Origin of the sequence: Aquimarina sp. RZ0 (assembly GCF_008370685.1) — a bacterium.
Taxonomy (GTDB): Bacteria; Bacteroidota; Bacteroidia; order Flavobacteriales; family Flavobacteriaceae; genus Aquimarina.
This window is the reverse complement of record NZ_VTZU01000099.1, coordinates 1-23,638: the sequence shown is the minus strand read 5'-3', so window position 1 is coordinate 23,638 and position 23,638 is coordinate 1. Positions and strand designations below refer to the sequence as shown.

At 31.9% G+C, this 23,638-nt stretch carries 21 protein-coding genes; 8 read left to right on the top strand and 13 right to left on the bottom strand.

Annotation, left to right across the window (positions count from 1 at the left end; genetic code table 11):
* The first annotated feature begins 242 nt into the window (after positions 1–242).
* Positions 243–947, top strand: a complete 705-nt coding sequence (locus tag F0000_RS24450; RefSeq protein WP_149627350.1) for an SOS response-associated peptidase — start codon at positions 243–245, stop codon at positions 945–947.
* Positions 948–956: 9 nt separating this feature from the next.
* On the opposite strand, the gene F0000_RS24445 is transcribed toward F0000_RS24450, so the two are convergent.
* The 3 genes from F0000_RS24445 to F0000_RS24435 form a co-directional block, all read right to left on the bottom strand.
* Complete coding sequence (locus tag F0000_RS24445) at positions 957–1,271, bottom strand: YdhR family protein (protein WP_149627349.1); 315 nt, start codon at positions 1,269–1,271, stop codon at positions 957–959.
* A gap of 139 nt (positions 1,272–1,410) precedes the next feature.
* The gene (locus F0000_RS24440; protein ID WP_149627348.1) at positions 1,411–2,433 is read right to left on the bottom strand and encodes an AraC family transcriptional regulator; all 1,023 of its coding nucleotides are present in this window, start codon (positions 2,431–2,433) and stop codon (positions 1,411–1,413) included.
* Positions 2,434–2,611: 178 nt separating this feature from the next.
* Entirely contained in the window at positions 2,612–3,655 is a 1,044-nt protein-coding gene (locus F0000_RS24435) for an AraC family transcriptional regulator (RefSeq protein ID WP_149627347.1), read from the bottom strand.
* 206 nt (positions 3,656–3,861) lie between these two features.
* Between F0000_RS24435 and F0000_RS24430 the strand changes: the two genes are divergently transcribed.
* The 3 genes from F0000_RS24430 (at position 3,862) to F0000_RS24420 (ending at position 4,796) form a co-directional block, all read left to right on the top strand.
* The gene (locus F0000_RS24430; RefSeq protein ID WP_118461219.1) at positions 3,862–4,026 is read left to right on the top strand and encodes a DUF1328 domain-containing protein; all 165 of its coding nucleotides are present in this window, start codon (positions 3,862–3,864) and stop codon (positions 4,024–4,026) included.
* A gap of 21 nt (positions 4,027–4,047) precedes the next feature.
* Positions 4,048–4,227 carry a hypothetical protein gene (locus tag F0000_RS24425; protein ID WP_118461217.1) on the top strand — a complete coding sequence of 60 codons (180 nt, stop codon included), beginning with the start codon at positions 4,048–4,050 and terminating at the stop codon, positions 4,225–4,227.
* A 233-nt stretch (positions 4,228–4,460) separates the two neighbouring features.
* Positions 4,461–4,796, top strand: a complete 336-nt coding sequence (locus tag F0000_RS24420) for a hypothetical protein (RefSeq protein WP_149627346.1) — start codon at positions 4,461–4,463, stop codon at positions 4,794–4,796.
* A gap of 24 nt (positions 4,797–4,820) precedes the next feature.
* On the opposite strand, the gene F0000_RS24415 is transcribed toward F0000_RS24420, so the two are convergent.
* Entirely contained in the window at positions 4,821–5,228 is a 408-nt protein-coding gene (locus F0000_RS24415; protein WP_149627345.1) for an arsenate reductase family protein, read from the bottom strand.
* A 126-nt stretch (positions 5,229–5,354) separates the two neighbouring features.
* On the opposite strand from F0000_RS24415, the gene cls reads away from it, so the two are divergent.
* Entirely contained in the window at positions 5,355–6,776 is a 1,422-nt protein-coding gene (gene cls / locus F0000_RS24410) for a cardiolipin synthase (RefSeq protein WP_149627344.1), read from the top strand.
* A 597-nt stretch (positions 6,777–7,373) separates the two neighbouring features.
* Here cls and F0000_RS24405 read toward each other — a convergent pair.
* Positions 7,374–8,768, bottom strand: a complete 1,395-nt coding sequence (locus F0000_RS24405) for an NAD-dependent succinate-semialdehyde dehydrogenase (RefSeq protein WP_149627343.1) — start codon at positions 8,766–8,768, stop codon at positions 7,374–7,376.
* Positions 8,769–8,818: 50 nt separating this feature from the next.
* Positions 8,819–9,559: an SDR family oxidoreductase gene (locus F0000_RS24400; RefSeq protein ID WP_149627342.1), complete on the bottom strand. Its 741-nt coding sequence runs from the start codon at positions 9,557–9,559 to the stop codon at positions 8,819–8,821.
* Between the two features lie 187 nt (positions 9,560–9,746).
* On the opposite strand from F0000_RS24400, the gene F0000_RS24395 reads away from it, so the two are divergent.
* Positions 9,747–10,382 carry an SDR family oxidoreductase gene (locus tag F0000_RS24395; protein ID WP_149627341.1) on the top strand — a complete coding sequence of 212 codons (636 nt, stop codon included), beginning with the start codon at positions 9,747–9,749 and terminating at the stop codon, positions 10,380–10,382.
* 173 nt (positions 10,383–10,555) lie between these two features.
* Here the strand turns inward: F0000_RS24395 and F0000_RS24390 are convergent, their stop codons facing one another.
* From F0000_RS24390 to F0000_RS24365, 6 genes are all read right to left on the bottom strand, one after another.
* Positions 10,556–11,449 (bottom strand): DUF6268 family outer membrane beta-barrel protein, encoded by an 894-nt coding sequence (locus F0000_RS24390; RefSeq protein WP_149627340.1) that lies wholly within the window; start codon positions 11,447–11,449, stop codon positions 10,556–10,558.
* An 8-nt stretch (positions 11,450–11,457) separates the two neighbouring features.
* Positions 11,458–15,168 (bottom strand): metallophosphoesterase, encoded by a 3,711-nt coding sequence (locus tag F0000_RS24385; protein WP_149627339.1) that lies wholly within the window; start codon positions 15,166–15,168, stop codon positions 11,458–11,460.
* Between the two features lie 12 nt (positions 15,169–15,180).
* Entirely contained in the window at positions 15,181–16,710 is a 1,530-nt protein-coding gene (locus F0000_RS24380; protein WP_149627338.1) for a GH3 auxin-responsive promoter family protein, read from the bottom strand.
* 2 nt (positions 16,711–16,712) lie between these two features.
* Positions 16,713–17,948 carry a Pycsar system effector family protein gene (locus F0000_RS24375; RefSeq protein WP_149627337.1) on the bottom strand — a complete coding sequence of 412 codons (1,236 nt, stop codon included), beginning with the start codon at positions 17,946–17,948 and terminating at the stop codon, positions 16,713–16,715.
* Between the two features lie 41 nt (positions 17,949–17,989).
* Positions 17,990–18,574: a hypothetical protein gene (locus F0000_RS24370; RefSeq protein ID WP_149627336.1), complete on the bottom strand. Its 585-nt coding sequence runs from the start codon at positions 18,572–18,574 to the stop codon at positions 17,990–17,992.
* 197 nt (positions 18,575–18,771) lie between these two features.
* Positions 18,772–20,226 carry a CotH kinase family protein gene (locus F0000_RS24365; protein WP_149627335.1) on the bottom strand — a complete coding sequence of 485 codons (1,455 nt, stop codon included), beginning with the start codon at positions 20,224–20,226 and terminating at the stop codon, positions 18,772–18,774.
* 38 nt (positions 20,227–20,264) lie between these two features.
* Between F0000_RS24365 and pafA the strand changes: the two genes are divergently transcribed.
* The gene (gene pafA, locus F0000_RS24360; protein ID WP_255452882.1) at positions 20,265–22,025 is read left to right on the top strand and encodes an alkaline phosphatase PafA; all 1,761 of its coding nucleotides are present in this window, start codon (positions 20,265–20,267) and stop codon (positions 22,023–22,025) included.
* A gap of 15 nt (positions 22,026–22,040) precedes the next feature.
* Positions 22,041–22,934 (top strand): YihY/virulence factor BrkB family protein, encoded by an 894-nt coding sequence (locus tag F0000_RS24355; RefSeq protein WP_149627334.1) that lies wholly within the window; start codon positions 22,041–22,043, stop codon positions 22,932–22,934.
* A 21-nt stretch (positions 22,935–22,955) separates the two neighbouring features.
* On the opposite strand, the gene F0000_RS24350 is transcribed toward F0000_RS24355, so the two are convergent.
* Positions 22,956–23,261 (bottom strand): hypothetical protein, encoded by a 306-nt coding sequence (locus F0000_RS24350; RefSeq protein WP_149627333.1) that lies wholly within the window; start codon positions 23,259–23,261, stop codon positions 22,956–22,958.
* Between the last annotated feature and the right edge of the window lie 377 nt (positions 23,262–23,638).

Below are 23,638 nucleotides of genomic sequence, written 5' to 3'. Positions count from 1 at the left end.
CGCAATCAAATTATATAACAATAAAAGATTACATTTATCTTTAGACTATAAAACACCTAATTACGTGCACCAAAGTGCCGCTTAAATTTTAATATTAATCTGTAGCCGTATTTTAGGACGTGACAAATCAATAAATAATTATTAAATTTTAACGTTCAACTTATTAAATGCGTTATTATTTAATTGATACGCGCTAACTTAGCACCTGATTTTTTATTTACTTGCACAAGTAATTAATAATAATGTATAAAAAGATTTCAAATATTGCGGAGAGAGAATTCATCGAAAATGAATTAGGTATTAAGTATAAGTTTCCGAGGTTATACACCCCAAGTTCAGTAATCGATGGTACTCAAGAGGCTACATTATCTATTATTACGATGGATAACCCAGATCATATATTATATGCTATTTGGGGACTACTGCCGGACAACTATGAAGGTGAATGGTCTGATTTCCAAAAAGCTTTGGACACTTTAAATGTCCCTAAAGAAAACTTACATTCCAGAGGGATATTTAAAGAACCTTACTATAAAAGGCGTTGTCTCATTATTGTAACTGGTTTTTTTATATATCATTTGTACAATGGGACTCTATATCCTTATTATGTTTATCTGGATGATAAAAAACCTTTTTATATCGCGGGAATTTATAATATACTAGATGATGGGTTCATTACTTGTTCAATGCTAATGACAAAAACGACAGGTATTGTAAACAAGATACAAAATCTAAATACTACGATGCCTATATTTGTCCCTAATAATCTAAGTGATATTTGGTTAAATTCTAAAACCGATATGGATGAAATCGATTATATCCTAAATCTTCCTAATGCGCTGAAATTGAAAGCACATCCAATCGCTAAAGAATTTTTTAAGAATGATATCTCTTATGAGTCCATGCTTAAACCGGTATATTATGAAGGTATTCCTTTAGTATACTAACAGGATTTTCTATTCTATTTTATCTCCTTGTATTTCATCTTTTAGGCAACCGATATCTATTTTTAGTGTGACTGGAATTATTCCATATTTCGGACCAATACCTTGAGTTAAAAACTGCCCTAAATATTGATGTGCCAGTTGGATGTTTTCAAAAATGTAAGTACCTCCAATAATGTTAGTCTCTTCATTTGTATAACAAAATAATGAAATTAGTCCTTCGGTATTTTTTAGTATCTGTTTTCGGTTTGTTGATATTTCACAAACTTCATCAGCAGGTAAATTTGATTTAAATCTGAGGTTTACTATTGTTTTTTTATTCTCCATTTCAATGATTTCGATTTAGGTTATGAATTAATCAATCAAAAACCTAATGCATTATTAAGTGACATCAGGTTTAAATTCTGAGGTAAATTTAAAGTAGAAAGCAGTATTGTTTTTAATCCAAAAAAGTAAATTATTAATCCTAATCCTTTGCTTTGATTTTTTTTCTGTATTCCGTCGGTAAAATTCCATAACGTTCAGAAAAGATTTTCGAGAAGTAGCTTCGACTTTTAAAACCAATATTATACACTATCTCAGAAATAGAATCATCTGTGTTTTTTATGAAGTCCCTGGAGATTTCTAGTTTTAACTGTCTTATATATTCGTTTACAGATTTAGAATATAAAACCCTGAATCCAAGTTGTAATTTTTTAGGACTCATACCGGCCTTAGTTGCCAAAGATTGTACTGACAATGGTTCTGAAATATTATCAATAATAAAAACAGATAAGTTATGAATCTTTTTGATATCCTCTTTAGAAAGTGATTCTGGCAACGCTAAACCGTTTTCGTAATTGTTATGCTCCAACATCTGCATTGCCAGAATCAAATTGAGTTGCCCCTCAATAGAAAGCGTGCGTATGATACCACTTTCATAACTTTCCTGTAGCTGCTTGATCTGATCTGCTATCTTCAGGTTATAATTACCATAATGTTTATATGGAGATTTTTCATTTTCTTCAGTAAATGCGGAGAATAAACTTTTACTTAAATAAGATAAGTTGTTATTCTTTTTTTTAGCATATTCGCCTGGTAATACATAAATATAATTGACTTTAACAGCTGCAGTTTTAGGAAAAACATACGTTTCTTTAGAAAACTTTTGGGTAGATATAATTATGTTTTGATATCGTTCAAAAGTATATGGCCTTTGTTCCGTATTATTAGTATAATTGAGTTTACCTTCAGATATAAAAATAAATTCTATAGGATTGGCTTTTTCAATACTGAATACAATTTTAGTGTCTTGAACAAAACTAACATCATAATCTACTAAAGAAACTCCCCAATCAAATGCAATACTTCGCACAACTCCTTGTCCGAATTCATTATTGAATTCTAGAACTTTTTCTCCCCATTGATCGGTTAATTTTCCTTTCAAATGGGCATTAAGTTGTTCTAAAATTTCTACACCATCTATGCTATGTATCTCAATTTTTTGCATTCTATTTCTAAATTCTATGCTATATTTTATGCTTTGTGCAAAGAAATTAGATTTAGAGTAAACAGATTAACAATTTTGAAACATATACTAACACTATTGATCAGTTTAAGACTAATACGATAATGAATTTTCGCAGTTAAAAAGAGTTTTATTGAGTATTTTATTAACGTTAAACGTTTTATGCGGATTTGGAATCATCTTTTTTATTCCGCACCTGATTTAAGTATTGTTTTGGATTTATACCAAAACGTTTTTTAAATAATTTAGCAAAGTAACTTCTAGAGTTGATACCTACTTTATACGTAATCTCAGTAATATTAAGGTCAGAAGATTCTAGTAATTCCTTAGCTGTATCTATTCTGTAGTTTTTGATATACTCGTTTACTGAGGTTTTATATAGTTGCTTAAAACCATTTTGCAATGTATTTTGATTGAGTCCCACACGCTTTGCTATATCTACGATATTGCCGATGCTATCGATTTCCTCCTTAATTATAGATACGGCATCTTCTATACTCTCTATAGTAGCTTGCCGTAAAATTAATCTTTTATCTGGTTCATTAAGGTCATCAAGATATTGTTGTAATTGATGTGTTAATATTTCGTACGCCTTTCCTTCTAGATAAACTTGGCGCATAAAGCCGGTAAGCTCACACTCTGTGAATTCTGAAATAAACTTAGAAATCTCAAGACTATAATAATTCTTATAATAAAATTGATTGATCCCATTTACATCTCTAAACAACTCTATAAGGTCTTCGTTCATATTCGGTAGAAAAGATTCTATTTTTTCCTCAAATAATTTTCTATTGATCTCGATACTAAAAATACAAATAGGCGTATTCGCTGGAGTTTTAAAAATATGATTGTTTTTGGAAGTACTAGAAATCATTGCATTTTCTAATCTACGTATTTCATGAAACCCTTCACTATTTTCAAACTTGTGATAAAAACCAGATTCCCTGTTAAACATAATTTTTAAAGGATGAACAATTCCTTTCGCTAATTCATAGTTAAACTCCTTTTTCAATAAATAATCAGTTTCAACAACTCCAATTCCAAAATCAAACTGATAAGATTTCATATATCCAGAACCAAATTCCTCGGGTAATCGCACACAATATTCTTGATGAGAATTTTCATAATCTATCCCAAGACTATTAGCTAAATCAATCACTAAATTTTTGACATTCTGGTCTTGCACTTCTATTTTTTTCTTCATCTATCTTGATTATTGAAAGCTATGCGTATAAAGATACTTCTAATTTAACCATTTCGAGTGAGAAATAGGTCTCACACTGTAATGGAGTTAACAATCTTAGTGATACAGTTAATGAAGAACCTAATAATTTAAGAAATTTACATTGTAAAAATTTGAGAATCGAATTGCTCTAAAGTAAAGAGCTATTACTAATTAAAACTATCACTATGTTACGTTACACTATTATCTTTGTTATTCTTGCAATTGTTGCCGGTATATTCGGTTTTGGAGGTATTGCCGCAGGAGCTGCCAGTATTGCTAAAATCTTATTCTTCATATTTATAGTGCTCTTTATTTTATCTCTAATATTTGGTAAAAGATTCAAAGCATAACTAACCTTAAATTTAATTATCATGAAAAAAATAATAATATCATTTGCAGCACTTTGTTTAATTGTTGCAAGTACAAGTTGTAGAGAAAAGAAAAGTACAGGAGAAAAAATAGAAGATGCAGTAGAAGAAGTAGGTGATGCAGTAGAAGATGGTGCAGAAGAGGTTAAAGATGCTGTTGAAGATGTGACTGATGACAATTAACCATAATGAAGCAAAACAATTAGTACAAACAGGCAATTCCAAATAATTACTTGTTTGTACTAATTGTTTTATGAATTAATAATTATGTTAAGACTAAAAAGGATACCTCTTTTTAAATTAGGATATAAAAAAATAGCAACCTATGCTATCCTTTTCTTTTTTCTACTATTTTTCTTAATGTGCTTCTACTTTCTTATCATTTTTAACATCATAGGATAATAAAAAACAAATTAATGGAATCAAATTTTGATGTCAACGAAAATAAATACAAAGAGATTTATAAAAAAAAAGGATATACGTCAGATTATATTTTACATCAGAATAAACTTATCGATGTTTCTAATTCCAAAGAATTTAAACCTAACGAAGTATATGTAGTCGCAAGATACCTGTTCGAAGGAATTAAAAATCCTGGAGACACTTCTGTTCTATATATACTCAAAACCATCAACGGATCAAAAGGAACTTTTATTCAAAGAAATAACCTCAAAGAAGATCGAGATTTAGTAGCGAACTTCTTTGATAATATACCAGAGGAAAACATTTCAAAAAAAGATAATTTACTTTAATTCCGAAGAAAATTATCTTTTTTTTTAAGATAATTTTCTTGAGAAATCAGCGCTATCCGCATCGGTTAAATTAATAAAATCAGAAGGAGCTTTAATTAGATAGAAACTATTTCCCATAATTAAAATAGGGAACCAAACCACCTCTGGATGATTTTGAATGATCTTTATCCAATCTTCTGGCTTAAGTTTAACTTTTGGATCGTACAACTTTCTATAGTTAGGAAATTCTTTCTGGATCAAATCCGAAATATCCAAATTAAGACCATCTGCAATTTCCAACCATTGTGTTCCGGTAATATTGGTTTTTGAAGTATCAATGGCTAAGATATCTTTATCAGACGATTTTACGTAACTGTAAGTTTGCTTACCTAATGAAATATCTGAATTATAAATTAGTGTAATTTTATTTTTATCGGTAGAAATGACCCCCATACTATTTAAATTTTTACTTTTAATAAAAATAAAAACCACTACGAAACTTTAGTAGTCCAATAGCTATAAATAGTAACCCATTTAAAAATCATAGCAATTGTTATACTCATTTAAAATATTATTAATATGATCCTCACAATTGGCTTATATGGCACTATCACTCTTTTAGCTATTCTACATATTATTCTTTATGGCTCCAGGCCTACAAAATCCCTAAGTTGGCTTCTTATTGTCTTAATTTTTCCATTTTTAGGAATCATATTATATATTGTTTTTGGTATAAATCGAAGAAGATTTAAGTTTTTTAAACTTAAACAGACCGTTAGAAGGCGTTTATATGATGAAAATTTTCGAAATCGATTGGTCAAAGAACAAAAAATAGAATTTGAAAACAAGAAGAGCTCGAAGTTATCTAAATTATTACGAAATAGTTCAAATTTTGCTACCCAACCCGCAAATCAAGTGAAAGTACTTCAAAATGGGAAAGAGACTTTTGATTCTATTTTTAAAGAAATTCAAAAAGCTGAAAAATTCATACACCTCCAATACTACATTTTTGAAGAAGGAGAATTATTTGACAAACTTTATTCTTTATTAAAAGAAAAACTGGAAAACAATGTCGAAGTACGAATTTTATATGATGCTATAGGCAGTTATTCATTACGCAAAAAAGCGATTAAAAAATTTAAGGATATAGGAGCGAGCGTATATCCAATAATGCCCCTGCATTTTGGGAGTATTTTGTTTACTTTAAATTATCGAAATCACCGTAAAATTATAATTATTGATGGTGAAGTTGGTTTTACAGGAGGTGTTAATATTTCTGACAAATATATTAATCCCAAATCAGAACTGGGAATTTGGGATGACACACACTTATATCTGAATGGTCCAGCAGTGGATAGCCTACATCGAGTGTTTATCAAAGATTATTATTTTGCAAGTAATGAAGAGTTATTATTAACCAATAAATACCTCCCAGAAACTAAGAAACAGGGAGATGTAGCGGTCCAGATTGTAGCAGGTGGGCCTGATGCAGATCATCCTTCGATTATGCAGCAATATATTACCATGATTAATCTCGCTGAAGAATATATTTATATTTCTAACCCATATTTCATTCCAAACAATGCGATGCTTGAAGCTCTTAGAATAGCTGCGTTAAGTGGAGTAACCATTAAATTATTAGTGCCAAAAAAATCAGATTCCTGGTTAGCTAAATATAGTATGCTATCTTTTTTTGAAGAATTATTGTTTCTAGGAATTGAGATCTACCAACAAAAAGATGATTTCTTACATAGCAAAGTTATTATCATGGATGGTGAAATTGCTTCTGTAGGTTCAGGTAATTTTGATCACCGAAGTTTTGAACATAATTTTGAAACTAATGCCTTGATCTATGACACACCTATCGCAGAAAGCATTTGTCAAGATTTTATCGCAGATTGCCGAGAGAGTGTATTATTGAAGTATGATACTTATAAAAAACGAGGGATAAAACGAAAATTATCTGAAGGTATTGCACGATTCTTTAGTCCTTTATTATAGATGGGTTACTAGTTACATAACACAATTCAAATATTAATTTTCAAGATGAAGTTCTAGTAATACATTATTATGAATTCTTAGAAATCGTTGGAGTTCCAAAAATTATGAATTCTGTTATATAGACAAGAATATAATTTTTGTTTTATCGATATTATTTTACAGGATAAAATACATAAATTACTCTATGAAAATTTAAATCATGATAGTCAAAAAGTAATTGCAGTAGATTTATACTCATAATGATCGTTTCCTTTATTTCAATATATGACATCTATTTTTAATTCCTATCCTTTTGATATTAAATAGAACCAGAACTGGTTAACTCTTTTACTTATAATAATAAAAAACACGTGGTGATATTATCTTAATAATACTTACAGACATTTCTGTTCACGTAATTGTTTAACAATAATCCCTGTAATTTAGAACTATTGCTATGATCTTTATCATCGTAAAGGTTGGGATAAAGATTTATGTAATAAATTAGTGTATTATATTTCCAATCGTGTTCTAAAAGTTACTTGTTCTGGTTCTTCCGTATTATTTCTTATTTCTCATCAAGAAACGCAATCTTATAATCACGTATATCCAAAGAAATTAATCTCTCAGGATAACAGATTTAACATTTACGAACTCTTTTACTCCAAAACCTCCATGTTCTCTTCCAAAACCAGAGTTTTTAATACCACCAAATGGCATGGTTGGCTCGGCTAATCCAAAAGAGTTTATAAATACCATTCCTGTTTCAAAATGGTCTTCTGCTAATTTTATAGCCTTATCTATATCTTTAGAAAATATTCCACCGCCCAATCCGAACCTACTATCGTTTGCTATGCGAAAAGCATCCTCTGTATCTTTGGCTTTTATTAATGATGCTACAGGTCCAAATAACTCATCTTCATAAGCAGGTTGGCCTGGTTGTACTGACCCTAAAATAGTTGCCGGATAATAAAACCCTTTTCCTTCAGGAATCTCTCCTCCACATAATACTTCTGCTCCATTCGCTACACTTTGCCTTACCTGATCATGCAACTCATCTCGTAAATCCTCTCTTGCTATGGGGCCCATATCATTTTCATTAGAAAAAGGATCCCCTATTTTTATAGCTTCCATAGCTGCTACAAAACCTTTTTTAAAAGATTCATAAACAGATTCAACAACTATAAAGCGTTTTGCGGCAATACAGGTTTCTCCATTATTGTAAATACGACCTTTAACACACATTTTAACAGCCACATCGATATCAGCATCATCCAGTACAATATAAGCATCATTACTTCCTAATTCCAATACCGTTTTTTTCAATTGCGCACCTGCCTTTTCGCCTATATCCTTACCAGCATTAGGACTTCCGGTTAATGTGACACCTCTCACTAAATCATTTTTTATAACACTATCAGATTGTTCATGATTTATGATCAAAACTGTGAAAAGATCTTTTGGCAAGCCTGAATCCTGAAATACTTTCTCTAATATTTTAGCAGAACCTGTTACATTTGAAGCATGTTTTAACAGCACACCATTACCGGCCATTATACTTGCAACAGCGTATCTAACCACTTGATAAGAGGGATAATTCCAAGGTTGGATACCATAAATAACACCTAATGGTCTATATGCAACAATACCTTTGCCACCATTCGAAAGCTCGCGCTCATCATCTTGGAGTTCCTTAGGTCCATTTTCTGCTGTATATTCGCAAATAGCGACGCACAAGTCTACCTCATGTTCACTTTGTGATAACAGTTTGCCCATTTCCTTGGTCATGGTTTCAGCAATTTCAGTCTTATATTTTTTTAAGCTTTTCCCTAAGTTCCGTATAGCCTCAGCTCTTTCTTCTAAGGATACATGTCTCCAGTTTAAAAAAGCATTATGACAATTTTCAATTTTAGTAGTGAGTACCTCATCTGTTATATATTCATAGTGTTGTATCTCTTCACCAGTTGCTGGATTAATAGTTGTAATTGTATTTTCCTTTGTTATAGTTTTCATAGTAATTTTTGTGTTAATAGTTTCGTCTTAAAAAAAAAAGAGACTCTTACTTATTGTTGTTCGCTAGGCATAATATATACGTCGTTAATATTTACACGTTTTGGCTGTGAAATAGCATAATAAATCGCTTCTGCAATATCTTCTGCCTCTAGAGTAGTCATCTTTTGCATGTCTGATAATTTTTCCAAAATTTCCTCATCTGTAATAGTTTCCATAAGTTCTGTGGAAACTGCTCCTGGTTCAATTGACGTTACATTAATACCATATTTAGGAGATAACTCTTGTCGGAGTCCTTCTGAGAACATTTTAACTGCCGCTTTCGTTGCACAATAAACTGCTCCACCTGGAAAATATTTATAAGCTGCTGTTGAAGATATGTTTATGATATGTCCTCCTTTATTTTCTATTAGCGTTGGGATTACAGCAGCAACTCCGTTAAGCACCCCTTTAATGTTAACGTCTACCATTTTCTCCCATTCTTCGATTTTCAAATTCTTAACATAGGATAGTGGCATGAGACCTGCATTATTAATAATTCCATTAATGGTACCATATTCATTTAAGGTTTCAGATACAACGTTATCAAAATCTTCTTTTTTCGTAACATCGCCTGTGACTGCAAGTGCATTACCGCCGCTTTTCTCAATCTTATATTTTAGTTCTTTTAGCTTGTCTTCTCTTCTTGCCGTCAATACAACTTGTACACCTTTTTCTGCAAGTTTCAGAGCTGTTGCTTCACCGATACCACTTGAAGCACCAGTAATAATAAAAACACTTTTATCTAACTTCATGATTATTTTTTTTGTTAATAATTCTCTCTATACAAAGATCCAATTACCTTAAGACAGTTGTTATCATAATCCCTAAAATTGTTGACTCATATCAACAACAAGTTATTCTATATGAGCTAAATATTATATGATTTGGATTAAGCAATACGACAGAATAAGGGGAGCTTTGTAACTAAATAAATGTTTTATGGAAAATATATTAATAGCAGGTGCTAATGGCGCTGTGGGACAAAAAATAGTTAATCTTTTAGAAGCATCGCAATACTTTAACCCTGTAGCGATGATTAGAAAAGAAGAGCAAAAAAAGCAATTTGAAAGTAGAAATATTGATACAGTGGTTAGGGACCTGGAAGAAGATATTTCTGGTGTGACTGAAGGGATAGATAAGGTGATTTTTGCAGCCGGCTCTGGAGGAAAAAAAGTTGTAGAAGTGGATCAAGAAGGAGCAAAAAAACTAATAGATTTATCAAATAAAACTAAAATTAAAAAATTTGTTATGCTTAGTTCGATGGGAGCAGATTCTCCCGAGGATGCAGATGAATTAAAAGAATATTTAAGAGCTAAACACAATGCTGATGAATACTTAAAGAGTAGTGATTTAAATTTTGCCATAGTAAGACCGGGAAGTCTAACAGATGAACCAGGTACAGGTAAAATAATTTTAGATTCAAAATTAAAAAGTTCTGGAGAGATTAGTAGAGATGATGTAGCGCAGACGTTAGTAAGATCATTGCATAATGATAGTGCGAACTATTCTGTTTTCGAAATTTTAAAAGGTGATAATTTGATTGCAACAGCAATGAACAAAGTATCTGCAACTTAAGACACTAGTATTTTGAAATTCTCCAAATTCGAAAAGCCTTCTATAACGTTTTATTTCAATAAGTCTGGCTTAAAAAATTGAAACCCCTCAACAAGCGTTGCGGGGTTTACTTAAAAAAAGTTTACTTTTGATACAGACACACAAGCATCTGCCCTACCATAAGATATTCAAAATTATATTTTAAACTTTAACCCACCTCGAATATAGAAACTATTTTGATCATTAATTGTGAGTACATTTTCCTGATCATCATTACGTAAACGTATATCATTTACAACCGTAAAACCAGCATAAGAATATAAAACCAAGTGATCCGAGAGATATCTTTCATATCCTAGTCCAGCAAGTACAATTGTCATTGAAATATTGTTCGCTACTTTCTCTTCTGAAGTTATGATATCAGTAAAATTTCGATTGTTTTGAATATTAGCAAAGAAACCATCTAATGTAACGAAGCTTTGCAATGCATTTTTCTTTTTAAAACGATATTTGATATTAGATTTGGGGACTCCTAAAACAAACGACCAATTAGGACGAAACTCCCGATAATAATTTATAAAGGGTAATGGAAAAGGTCTTCCAGCGGTTGTAGAATATCGCATCCCCAAAATAAGGCGCCAAGGTTTTGAGACAGCCTCTTTTGTTTTATCCTTTACGAAAAAAATCGAACCTGTAAACAAAATATCTTCCGCACCTACCCCTTCTCCCTCAAAATTAGAAGCTACTATAGCTCCCGTCTGTGCTGCAAAGCGCCTGTTGTTTTTTAACAAAAAAGTGTATGTCAGACTACCCTCAAACGAACTGAACCGTTCTAATTCATTAGTATCAAAATCAGTTTCATCTCTATAAATAAAATTCACGTTTCTATATTCGATACCAGGTACCAGATAGCTTCCTTTACTATTCAATTTTATTGGATACTTAGCAAATACTCTGAGTCTCCTAAAAGAGTTGTCGCTATCCTTTTGCGGAAAAAAAGTATATTCTACTCGTGCAAGATCAGAAACCTGAGATTTAACAGATACTGTAATAACCAATAATATAAGAAGTAGTATATGCTTAATCATAAAATGTTTTAAAATTTAAAAGCAAAAGAAAATGAAAATCTGGCTCCGTCTTCTCCAGTAAATAGATTAAAAGTTCCACTCATGGCATTCGCACTATTTATCCAAAAACCACCTCCATAATCACTATGCCATTTATCAGAAGTATCATTATCAGCAATCCACACTCGACCTGTATCACCTCCAACAAATATTCCAATTTGTAATGGTAGAATTCGAGTTTTAAATTGATTAAAACTATATCGAATATCTGCACTACCAGCTAGTGAAGATTGTCCTGTAAAACGCTCCGTTCGATAACCTCTTAACAAGTTCTCATCCCCCAATTGTGCCGCTTGATAAAATTCATAATTTTCTCCGATATTAAATTGTCCTTGAGCAGCAGTTTTGAGAACCAACTTACGATTACGGGTTAGTGCGTTATAAAACCCAAGGTATGGTTTGATATACCCAAAAGTTCGATCAGTATCTTCCACATTCATTCTTCCTCCGACGTTAACTTCAAATTTCATTCCCCTGGTAGGATTGACAACCACATCATAACTTTCATATCTATAGGTTCCATCCAATCCAGCAAACCATTTGCGATCAAAAGCGTCTGGATTTTGTAAACCTGCTTCCTGAGTGATAAAACGATCTGGAGTATCATCCACCTTTATACCTTCTATAGAACCTTTATATTCAAAGTAACTACCTAAACGTCCATTTTTAACTGCTCCTAGAGAAACTCCATAAGTGCTTAATCTCACTCGATTATAATCAAAATCTAATTCATCTTGATTATTTTCTGTCTCATTTCCAAAGCCAAAGAAATTTATTGCAAAACTAGGACTAGTGTATTTAAGACCAATCAACATATTATAATCTCCTAATATCCCTGCAAATTCACCACGATATCCAAGGTCAAAACCTTGTGTCGCAAAATAATATCCACCAGAAAAACTATGACTACTGGAAAAAGGATTTCTATGGAATCCATTAATCGTATACACTGCCATCGGACCTATACGCACGCCGTCATCTGGATTAAAACCAATGACTGGTAATACAGAAGAAGTAGTTAACACACCTTCATTCTTATCAAAATTATTAATTTGATAATTATCTGTAAATCTAATTCTTGCTCCACCTTTTTTCTCAATGGTATTAGGCTTACTCTTGTGATCATACACAGCAATTTTACGACCTTTTTTAAATCGATAAATGTCGTTATTCTGCCCTCCAATAATATTGATTTTTATTGGATTATCTGCTTTTCCACTTGACTCAAAAACATCATCATCATCTAGCCCATAAATCCAAATTTCTTTGGTTTCTTTCTTATCAAATATTTTATCACTTACAATTTTCCCTTTTAGACCATCCTTAATTCTGGAAACTGTTACTCTAGTTTTACCTTTCTTCATCCGATAAATCTCTATAAGATCATCTTTATCCGTACCCATTACAATAGCTAGACTAGTAAGATAATCATAGTATCGATCTGCGATATCAACTATATTTTGTCTTCTTCCTTTTAGGTTCTTCTTAATATTATCTAAGTCCTCTCCTTTTGCTTCAGTAGGAATATTCAGAAAAGCACTTTCTATAGCTGTATCTGTAAGATTTTGTTGTATGTATTTTGCTTGCTTTAGCCACTCATCTCTTCCACTATTTCTAATCAAGGTACGATCTAATCTAGTAGCAGAAGAATTAATCCACTTTACATCTTTTAATTCCTCATCATAAACCTGAAATTGATTTGCAAATCCCATTAATCCTCTCAGAGTTCCTAAAAACCCTCCATCAAAATTAGAAAAGGCCTGATCTCTATCCCTCGGTATAGGTTTAAAAATATGATCTCCATTTTCCTGTTCATATTCTGCCCATCTCCATTGATCTTGATGCCGATCCCAATCTCCAATTAACATATCAAAAATTCTGGCTCTTATATACGATGATTCATCTATTTTATATTTTTCGTCTCTTCTCAATCTTTCATATACATCCGAAGTACTTTCTATGTCATCAGGTTTTCCAAAGGAGGCTAAATCTTTATGATTCTCTTCAGGTCGTTCCTCAATCATATACAATTCGTCTCCATAATCAACGTTGTATTTTCCTAAAGCATTTTGTTTTGGAACATAATACAGCTTAGGATTCGTATGAAAAATTCCAACAGCATCTGATAATTCGGGAATTACTGTAAAAATATATGGATGTCCTGCTGTATAAAAATCTAACAGAATATCTTCTGAAATAGTGTTTTCTAAAGATTCTTCTACATAGTTATTCTGAAAAACAGTAGATTGTAAAAACTTTATACCACTCTTTTTTAGAGCTCGCATATTGTACTCTTTACCATCTTTTCTTTTTAACCGTAATGATCTAGTTTGATGTCCTCCTCCTTTACGCACGGCTTCTAACCCTCCATATAATGTATCCAAAATAGCAACTTTAGTTTGGATTTTTGTACCATATAAATCTCTATAATGATCCCCCCAAATGCTTTCATAAAAATCAGTTCGATCAGTACCTTCTTTTTCATAAATCGAAGCAGCAATAGTTGGTTGGGTTATTTCAGAAATAGAAGTAAGATCATATGTTGGAGTTTTTTCATAAATTTCTTTCTTGAAAAGCAATTCTGGCTTATTATTTTTACTGCCAAAAAACGAAGCCCATACAGCTCCATCTTTATAAACATCTAACTTTACAAAACCTTGTCCTCCATAAGCAAAAAGTCCATCATTACTTAAAGTAGCGTATGAATTTTTAGCTCCAGCTCCAGAGACAATCTGCTTGATTCCATTATGTTCTATATACTGCAAAGAATGTTCGTGACCTGAAGCAAAAATGATTCGTTCTGATCCTTTAGCCAATGTTTCTAATCGCTGTACCAAAGATTTATATTGCTTGTTCTGATTATCCTGAGTGGATATTGCTCCTGCTGTACGGATTTGCATGGCCAGTGATCCCAAAATAGGTACTGGCACTTTTTTTTGTGATGGATATAGGTGTTTAACAGGGGCATATTTACCTCCGTGAACGCCATTAGTATATAAGGGATGGTGTAAAGCAAAAAGAATTGTTTTATCCTGATTTTTCTTGAATTCACTTTCTACCTCAAGAAACATCGCCTCGCGAGTTTTGATCTCTGGACAATTATCATTAACTGTTGGGTGTTTATCCCAATCTTCAAGATACCATTGTGAGTCTAGAATAATCAATTGAATATTATCTGTAATTTCTATACTTTCCAGTGCACAACCTTTTGATGGCCTAAACACTTTCTTATCTTTTAATTTCTCCTCAAAGTACTTTTCCTCTCGCTCTAATCCTTTTAAGCCCTCATTATACCAATCATGGTTGCCAGGAATGAAATAAACTTGCCCATTAAAATTTCTTACAGCATCTATTTGAGCATCTAAACGATGTTCTGCTATTTTTCTGTCTTTTTTATCCTTTTTAGGCATTCCATCAGGATATATATTATCCCCAAGAAAAATGGTATAGTTTCCTTTTTGTTTATGATTCTCTAGATATTTTTCTAAAGCCAATAGTGCAGAGGTACTCTGATCTGGTTTTGCATATCCAGCATCACCAATTAGATAAAAAGTTTTTTCTATTTCTTTTTCTTCCAGTGCAACAGAATCATCAAAAGGTTCTCTGTATTTTGGTTCATACAATGCACAACCAGAAACAAAAACAGTAAGTATAATAAGAATTATATATTTATAGTTCATAGACCGATCTTTTTAATTTGAAATATTTTCTGATACAAAGGTTTCCCATTCCGCAAACTTTTCTTCAGACATAACACGTTCCATTTTTACCTGTCCTCCCTTTTTCTTTTGTGCCCCACTCCATTCTGAAAATATGGACATCGGTACTGTGGTTACTTTTACTCCTTTTAAAGCCTTGCTTCGGGCTACTCTATAATTCTTGTTAGCTTTTTTAAGTACCTCATCTAGCGTTTCCGCTAGAACGTTGTTTTCTACAGAAGTTTCCGTACCCAAATACCAATGATGATTAAACTCGTCATTAATCCTTGTCGCTGCTAACGTAAACTCAGGAACTTCGATATCAAACTTTCCTTCAATTTCTCGTAAAGCGGTATTCATTTTATTAACTGATAGTTGCGAACCAACAACATTTAAGAAAAACTTAGTACGCCCAGTAATTCTAATTTCAGCTCTAGTTACATCCGTAAATTCTATGGTATCACCGATAATATATCGCCAAGCACCAGAAACAGTACTTATTAATAACACATAATCCTGATCTGTTTCTACTTCTGCTAATGTGATTGAGGGTGCATCTTGTTTTAAGGAACCATCTTGGTTGATATATTCCGGTTGAAAAGGAACGAATTCGAAATAAATACCATTATCTGTAATTAACTTCATCGCATCAGTTTCTGGACGTTCTTGATAGGCTATAAATCCTTCTGAAGCGAGATATGTATCGATTACGGTAATGGGATGTTCCAATAAATTATTAAAGCTTTTCTCATAAGGTGCAAAAGCTACTCCTCCAGAAGTATAGACTTGTAAGTTTGGCCAAATATCGTGTATAGTTTCAGCATTGTGATAGTCAATAACTTTCTGAAGCATTAACTCCATCCAGGATGGGATACCACTCAATGCTCCAATATCCCAATCTTTTGCTTTTTCCGCAATACGCTGAACGCGTTTATCCCAATCATCAATTTTTGCAATATCACGACCAGGTTTATAAAACCCTTCAAACCAAAAAGGAATATTGCTAGCACTAATACCACTGATTTCTCCTTCGAGATGTCCATCTTTTTCTTGTAAATCAGTAGAGCTCCCCAACATCATGATTTCTTTTTCAAAGAATTCTGCAGGTAAATCAAAATTAGATAATGCTTCAACTTGTTTAATTCCTGCATTACGAATGGCTTCAATCATATCATTTGTAACCGGAATACGTTTACTTTTTTTTCCAGTAGTACCAGAACTCAATGCGAAATAATCAGGATTACCTGGCCAGGTTACATCCTCTTCACCATCAATCACTCTAGACCACCATTCTTTATGTAACTGATGGTAGTCGAAATAAGGTACTTTATCAGCGTATGCTTTTTGTAAATCTTCTGATTCGAGAACCTTATTGAACTCATATGTTTTACCAAAGGCAGTATCAGAAGCTGTTTTTAATAGCATCTCCAGTATTTTTTGTTGCGCTTCTATATGATTGGGTTCAGAGGTTAATGCCCCTTTTAACTCAATTGCTCCTTTTATTAATGATCCTATAATTGCCATGTTTATTCTGTGATTTTATCTAAAATTTCTGGATTACCTACTTGTTCTACTAAATCTATACCTGTAAAGGCTATAATAAAAGCTAGTACCGATAGTATAATTCCTATGGTAAATACGATGTATGTTATTTTTAATAAAGTGTACTTCTTCTTCAACACCAGTCCCAATAAATAAAGATCTTTGGTTAGCATTTTATATACATAGGACTTATCATTAATGATTTCATCAATTGCCCATTGATATCTTTCATAAGGCATTTTGTAAAAATTCCCAAAAAATAATAAGTTTACTTTTCTATTCTTTACCTGCTCTGTAGTAAACTCTCCTTCAGTTACTTTTGGTTGTGTAGACATTATTGATAAAATAATAGAGGCCACACTAAAGAGTACTAAAATTAAGCTAGGAATCATTAAGTGACGATTGCTTGCTGCATCAAGTTTAGGAATTAGATTTGCTAACGCCAGTGAAATAATAATCGCGTTTACAGAAAGTAAGATATTAGCCTTGGTATCCGCTATATCACTTAACTTAATATGATTTCTTAGGGTGACTCTAAATAAGGTCTGAATACTTCTCTCCGGGCTTTCGTCTTTGTATTTTGCCTTAAGTTTTGCTTTGACAACCTCTTTTTTGTGTTTCTTTTTATTTTTCTTTTGTTTTTTAAGAAGATTTAATAAGTTTTTATTTTTTTCTGGTTCCCAATTTTCAACTGCATATCGGGTGTAGTATTTGTGTTGTTTAGAAAATAATTTCACATTTTCAGCTCTCCATTCTTTTCCAGAAAGTTCTGAAATACCTTGGAGTATTAGCTCCTGATGCAGAAGTTCACTCACTTCAGCAAAATAATCTTTAGCCAAATGAGAGCTGTCAGCATCTTTGATAATTTCTTCAAGAATAGTATTTGGCTTTTTCTCAAACTCTGTCGCCAAAATACAGTTTTCTATTATCGCTATTGCCTTGTCACTTATTTGATATTCTGATAAAAATTCTGATGCTATTCGTACACTTTCTTTTTCATGGTTTTCTTCTCCTTTAATATATCCTGCATCATGAAACCAAGCGGCAATCTGAACAGCTTCTGAGTCTTCATTACTAATATCAGTTTTTTCGATAATCTCTTTTACACTTTCTACAACTCTTTGTGTATGCAGAAAATTATGGTATAAATACGTCGTGGGTAATTGTTCCTTAAAGAGTTCGAATATGTAATTTTCTGCTTTTTCCAGTATAGCTTTCATTAGTATTCTTTTTTAGTTAAATAATAGTTAGTTGAGTGTATTCAATATTTCAATTTATTTGCTTCTTGCTCTTTAACCAAAAGCAATATTTCATCAGGGGATAGATATAGTCTTCTAATACGTGCTTTATATTTTTCAGATAAGGAACTATGGTTAAGGATAAACTTTTTAGTAGCTAAGATGTAATCTTGCATAGCATGTGTTATTGCATAGGTATCTGCCATTCGTTCTGCCTCTCTTATATAATTTGGAGAAATCCAATATTGTATCCCAAATAGCACAAGATTCAAACTACTTCTTCTATGATAATCCATAATATGACCTAACTCGTGTCCCAACCAACCTATCAATACATTTTCTGGGATATCTTTTAGAGATAGTTCTAAACCATCTATTTTGAAGGTTTCACTCATCAAAATCACATAGGCACGTTCATTTTTTTTTCTAAAAATCGAAGAAAACTTTGGTTGTGCTTTCATAAATGACTTCGTTAGAGAAGACTTAAACCTAAATTCGATGCTCACTTCTTCTAATTCTGGATAATGTGATAGTGCTATTCCAGCCTCCTTAATAATTGATAAAGGAATAATTTTGTTAGTCAAATGTGTAGTATCGAATGAAGCCATAATATTACTTATAGTCACTAAGTAGAGACTAAGAATTAAAATTATTTTTAAACTTTGTGAATATCGCATTACTGTTAGCAAGATAAATTAGAACTAGCAGAGACATTAATGCATATGATATAAAGGGTAACTCTTTTGATGGATATGACTACTTTTTCATTAAAAGAAGCCTTTTTTTTGAATGTTACAATCAAAAATTACGGTAAATCATTAAAATAAGTATCTAAATATCGAAGACGATTGGACAACCAAGATTCCATATAATCTAAATGATCAGATAACGCTACATCTGAGGGCCAAATTAATGATTCTCTTTCGTACACTTTATTATTTGCGAAATAATCATAAGACTCCTTCAAGTTTTTAAATAACATTTCATTACTAAATTGTTGTTCTCTTAGAGAGAACCAGCGAGCTTTTAATCGGTTTCGATAGTTACTTGGATTCACTTTAAGCAATCTATCGAATAACCCATTACTTAAAATATCATTTGTAGTTGGAATTCTTTTACCATCCTGGATAGTTCCTAAAACACCATCTAAATCCCAAGGTACATTAAAGTAAGGTGTTTTCTTATCGTATCTTGCAACATAGAAGTTTTTCCCCAGATTATCTGTAGCACGAACAAGATTAATAAACAAAAAATAATCAATAGCATTATCTAAATCAAACCTTTTTGCTATTCTTTTCTTGAATGTGGAATCTTTAGATTTGATCACGAATTTTGTAAATCGATAAATGTTTTTCCATTGAGCTTTATAGTTTATAAAAGGATACTCTACCTCGTATCCTGCCCAATGGGGGAAAATATTTTTATATTTTGGTGCCATCTTATACGCAGGAGCTCCATTATGACTTCCTGCCTTAAATAGCTCACCTCTTACTTTACCTTTTTTATACTTTTTGAGTTGTAAGAGTTTTCGATCTACTTGCTCAGTCAGCGCATGTATTCCGATATATTTTGAATCCAAAAAGACTTCTACAAACATTAAATCAATACCACTTTTTGCCCCCTCTTCTTGATTTATATATGAAGGCTTGTTAATCGATAACCAAAGTTTATTGCAGAAATAAGATCGTAAACGAAGTGGTTCATTATACAACCCATCTAGAATCCAATCATCGTCTTCTCTTAGGTCTCCAAACATCATATCAACCGAAGTTTCTTCTTGAGAGGTTTCCCAAAACTCTAAATCATAAGATTTTTTTGGAAATTTTAGTGAAATGTTACCTCGTAATTCAACGCCTGCTATAGCACTCTTAATACTATCTTGGTTAGCAAATGTAAATTGAGAAGGAGTTTTTGGATCATCTTCTATAACTTCTTCTGAAGTTATTTTGATAACAGGTAGTTGCGTAATATATAATTTAAAAATTTCTCCATTATAGTTCACATCATAACTTTTTTCATATGATAAACTATCTAATGATGAAGAAAATATATAATCACCTTCAAAATTTATATTTAGCATATTGCTATTAGAATCCGGAACGTCTGGGATCTTAAAATTCCATACAATAATTTTATGCTTCTGATCAATACCATAATTCTCTTTTTTAGGAATCATCATCTCAATATTTTGAGAATGCACTTGAGAATGACTTACAAGTATTAATATAGATATGAGTAGTAGTTTTTTTTTAAACTTCATTGAGTTTATTTAGTAGACATTTTTTTCTAAGACAAATATTGAAACAAATAGTGTTTAAATATGACGTAATCCCTAGAAGTTTTGACTGTATCCATAAATCACTATCAAGTTACATACTTTTTGACTACTTTGAGGTTTATTATGAATTTGAATTTATGATTTCCAGATTAACCAGTATCATCGTCCTACTTTTTTTATCGGCAAATGCTCAAGAAAAAATTGAAAACGATATAAAAAAAATAAAACCTAAACTTATCTTAGGTATTGTAGTTGATCAAATGCGCTATGATTATCTCACTCGCTTTAATGATCGATTTGGTGAAGGCGGGTTTAGAAGAATGATTAAAGATGGTTTTTCCTGTAATAATCATCAAGTTGATTATATTCCTACTACTACTGCTCCCGGACACGCTTCTGTTTTTACGGGCACTACTCCTCAAAATCATGGTATTATTGGTAATACTTGGTACGATAAAACAAGTAAACAAAAAATATATTGCGTTCAAGATAATGCTGTTTCTCCAATTGGCACAAGTAGTTCCGCAGGTAAAATGTCTCCAATACAATTAAAAGCTACTACTATAGCCGATCAGAATCGTTTACATACTCAAATGCGAGGTAAAACTATTAGTATCGCAATTAAAGACAGAGGAGCAATACTTTCCGGAGGACATACAGCTAATGCTGCCTACTGGTTTAGAGGGAAAGGACAAGGAAGTTGGATTTCATCTTCTTATTATATAACGAAACTGCCGAAGTGGGTTGTAGATTTTAATGAATCGAACGTGATTGATTCTTATTTTATGAACTGGGATACACTTTATGAAATTGACTCTTATATTGCAAGCGGAAATGATAGCACACAATTTGAAAGAGGTTTTAAAGGAAAAGAAAAAGCCGTATTTCCTTATGATTTACTAAGACTTAAAGAATTTAACGGCCAATATGATATTATCAAGCATACTCCATATGGAAACAGTTTAACCGTTGATTTTGCGGTTGCTGCAATAGTAGGCGAAAAATTGGGAAAGGATGAGTATACTGATTTTTTAACGATTAGCTTTTCTAGTACAGATTATATTGGGCATAATTTCGGAGTAAATTCTAAGGAAGTCGAAGATACTTATCTTCGACTGGATCAAGATATAGAACGTTTATTAGTGACTTTAGATAAGAAAGTAGGTAAGGATCAATATACTGTTTTTCTAACCTCTGATCACGGAGCCACACAGGTTCCTCAATATTTAAAATCTGTAAAAATTCCAGCAGGATATTTTAAAGAGGCCTCTGTTCACTTAAATATAAAACATTACATCAATTCTTTATATCAAAACGATGAGATCATTGAAAACATATCAAACAATCAAGTTTTTTTAAATTATGAATTGATAAGCAATAAAAATCTTGATTTAGAAGAAATTCAAAAAAAAATTGCTCGGTACCTTTTAACTCTTGAAAGTATAGACAAAGTGTATACAAGAACTCAACTAGAAAATATGAGCTATGCATACGGCACAGGATTGTTACTCCAAAAAGGATTTCATCAGAAGAGAAGTGGAGATGTTTTTTATACACTTTCCCCATCAATAATTGCATATTCAAGAACTGGTTCTTCACACGGAAGTGGATATGCTTATGATTCTCGTGTCCCCTTACTATTTTATGGAAACGGTATATCACAAGGGTTTACTAATACAAAAACCACAGTATCAGATATTGCACCTACTATTTCATCTTTATTAGGCATTTCAAATCCAAATGGAACCACAGGAAACATTATAAATGAAATCGTTGATTAACTTACTTTTAGTATTATGAAGCATATAATAATACCTATAAAATCATTCTTTAAGATTCTCATAACTACCTATAAAAATTGGACTGCTAATGAGCCTTTCCAAATGAGTGCAGCAGTAAGTTACTATGCATTATTTTCTTTTCCTGCACTGTTAATTATAATTATTCAGACTACTGGTCTTTTTTATGAAAAAAATGAGATAAAAGGAAAAATTTTAAATGAAATTACTGATGTTCTAGGAAAAGATGTGGCTAAAACCATCGAAATAATGCTCAAAAATGCTATAGATCAAGAACAACCTACCTTATTAATTATCATTGGTATTTTTACACTTCTTTATGGTGCAACAGGAATGTTTATTGCTTTACAAAAGTCTTTGAATACGATTTGGGGTGTTAAGCCTAAACCAAAAAACGAAATATTAAAAATGATTAAAGACCGTATTTTTTCCTTAGGATTGATTCTTATGATTGGTCTTCTACTTTTAACATCATTGGTATTGACCACTTTAATAACTGCAACTACCGATTGGATAGGCAGGCATTTCCCAGATATTATCATTTATGTTATTCTGATTATCAATTTCATATTATCCACTGTTTTAACCACGGTACTATTTGCTATGATATTTAAAGTATTACCTGATGTAAAAATGAAATGGACAGATGTTTGGTTAGGAGCTTTCGTAACTACAATTTTATTTAGTATTGGCAAATATGCTTTAAGCATTTATTTTGGAACGGTCAATCCTGGATCCACGTTTGGCGCAGCAGGATCTGTAATATTAATACTGTTGTGGGTTTCGTATTCTAGTCTTATTTTATTCTTTGGAGCAGAATTCACAAAAGCGCTTGCCTTAGCATATGGATCAGGAATAAAACCTTCTTCGTATGCAGAGAAAGTTTATTAATCATATAAATTTTTATTAAAGTCATTTAGAATATTCGTAGCACAATCTTTTCAAACGATAAGCGAGATCTACTTCTTTTCTAAAAGGAATGGTGAGTTTACCACCAAATACTATATAGCTGTCTTCTTTAACTAGTTTGATCTCGAAACGCATCTTGTTGTATTGTAAGATGTCTCCCTTTTTATAAATGGTATGGTTGTCGCAAAAGTTTTTAAAGAATAGTGAAATAGCCACCGCTAAAACCACAGGAAATTGAGATAATACAGGTAACTCTTTGTCAAAAGATTCTATAAACAAGTTCTCTTCTTTATTAATGGCTTTGTCCATTAATAAAGTTAGTGGCCTGAAAATATGAAAGATTTAAAGCCTCTAAGTAATACTCTTTAGTTAAGTACCACTTAGCTTTATTTATTAGCTCTTGTGTATAGATTTTAATTTCTTGTAATTATTTCATCTATTTAAATAAACAACCTATAGGGGACCTCTATTAATTGGTTTTTAAAAATATTCTATATCTATTCTGCTATATTTTTACTTTAAAAAATGATCGTTATTTTTTCATTTCAACTCGATTTTATGTAAGTTATTGTTTTATAGCTACTTGTTGTTTTTTACATCTCCCAATTAGACATAGTTATCCCATCTAACCTGCTTACTTGTTCATATCTAAAGAGATTATAGGTAAGGTTTACCAAACCTACAAA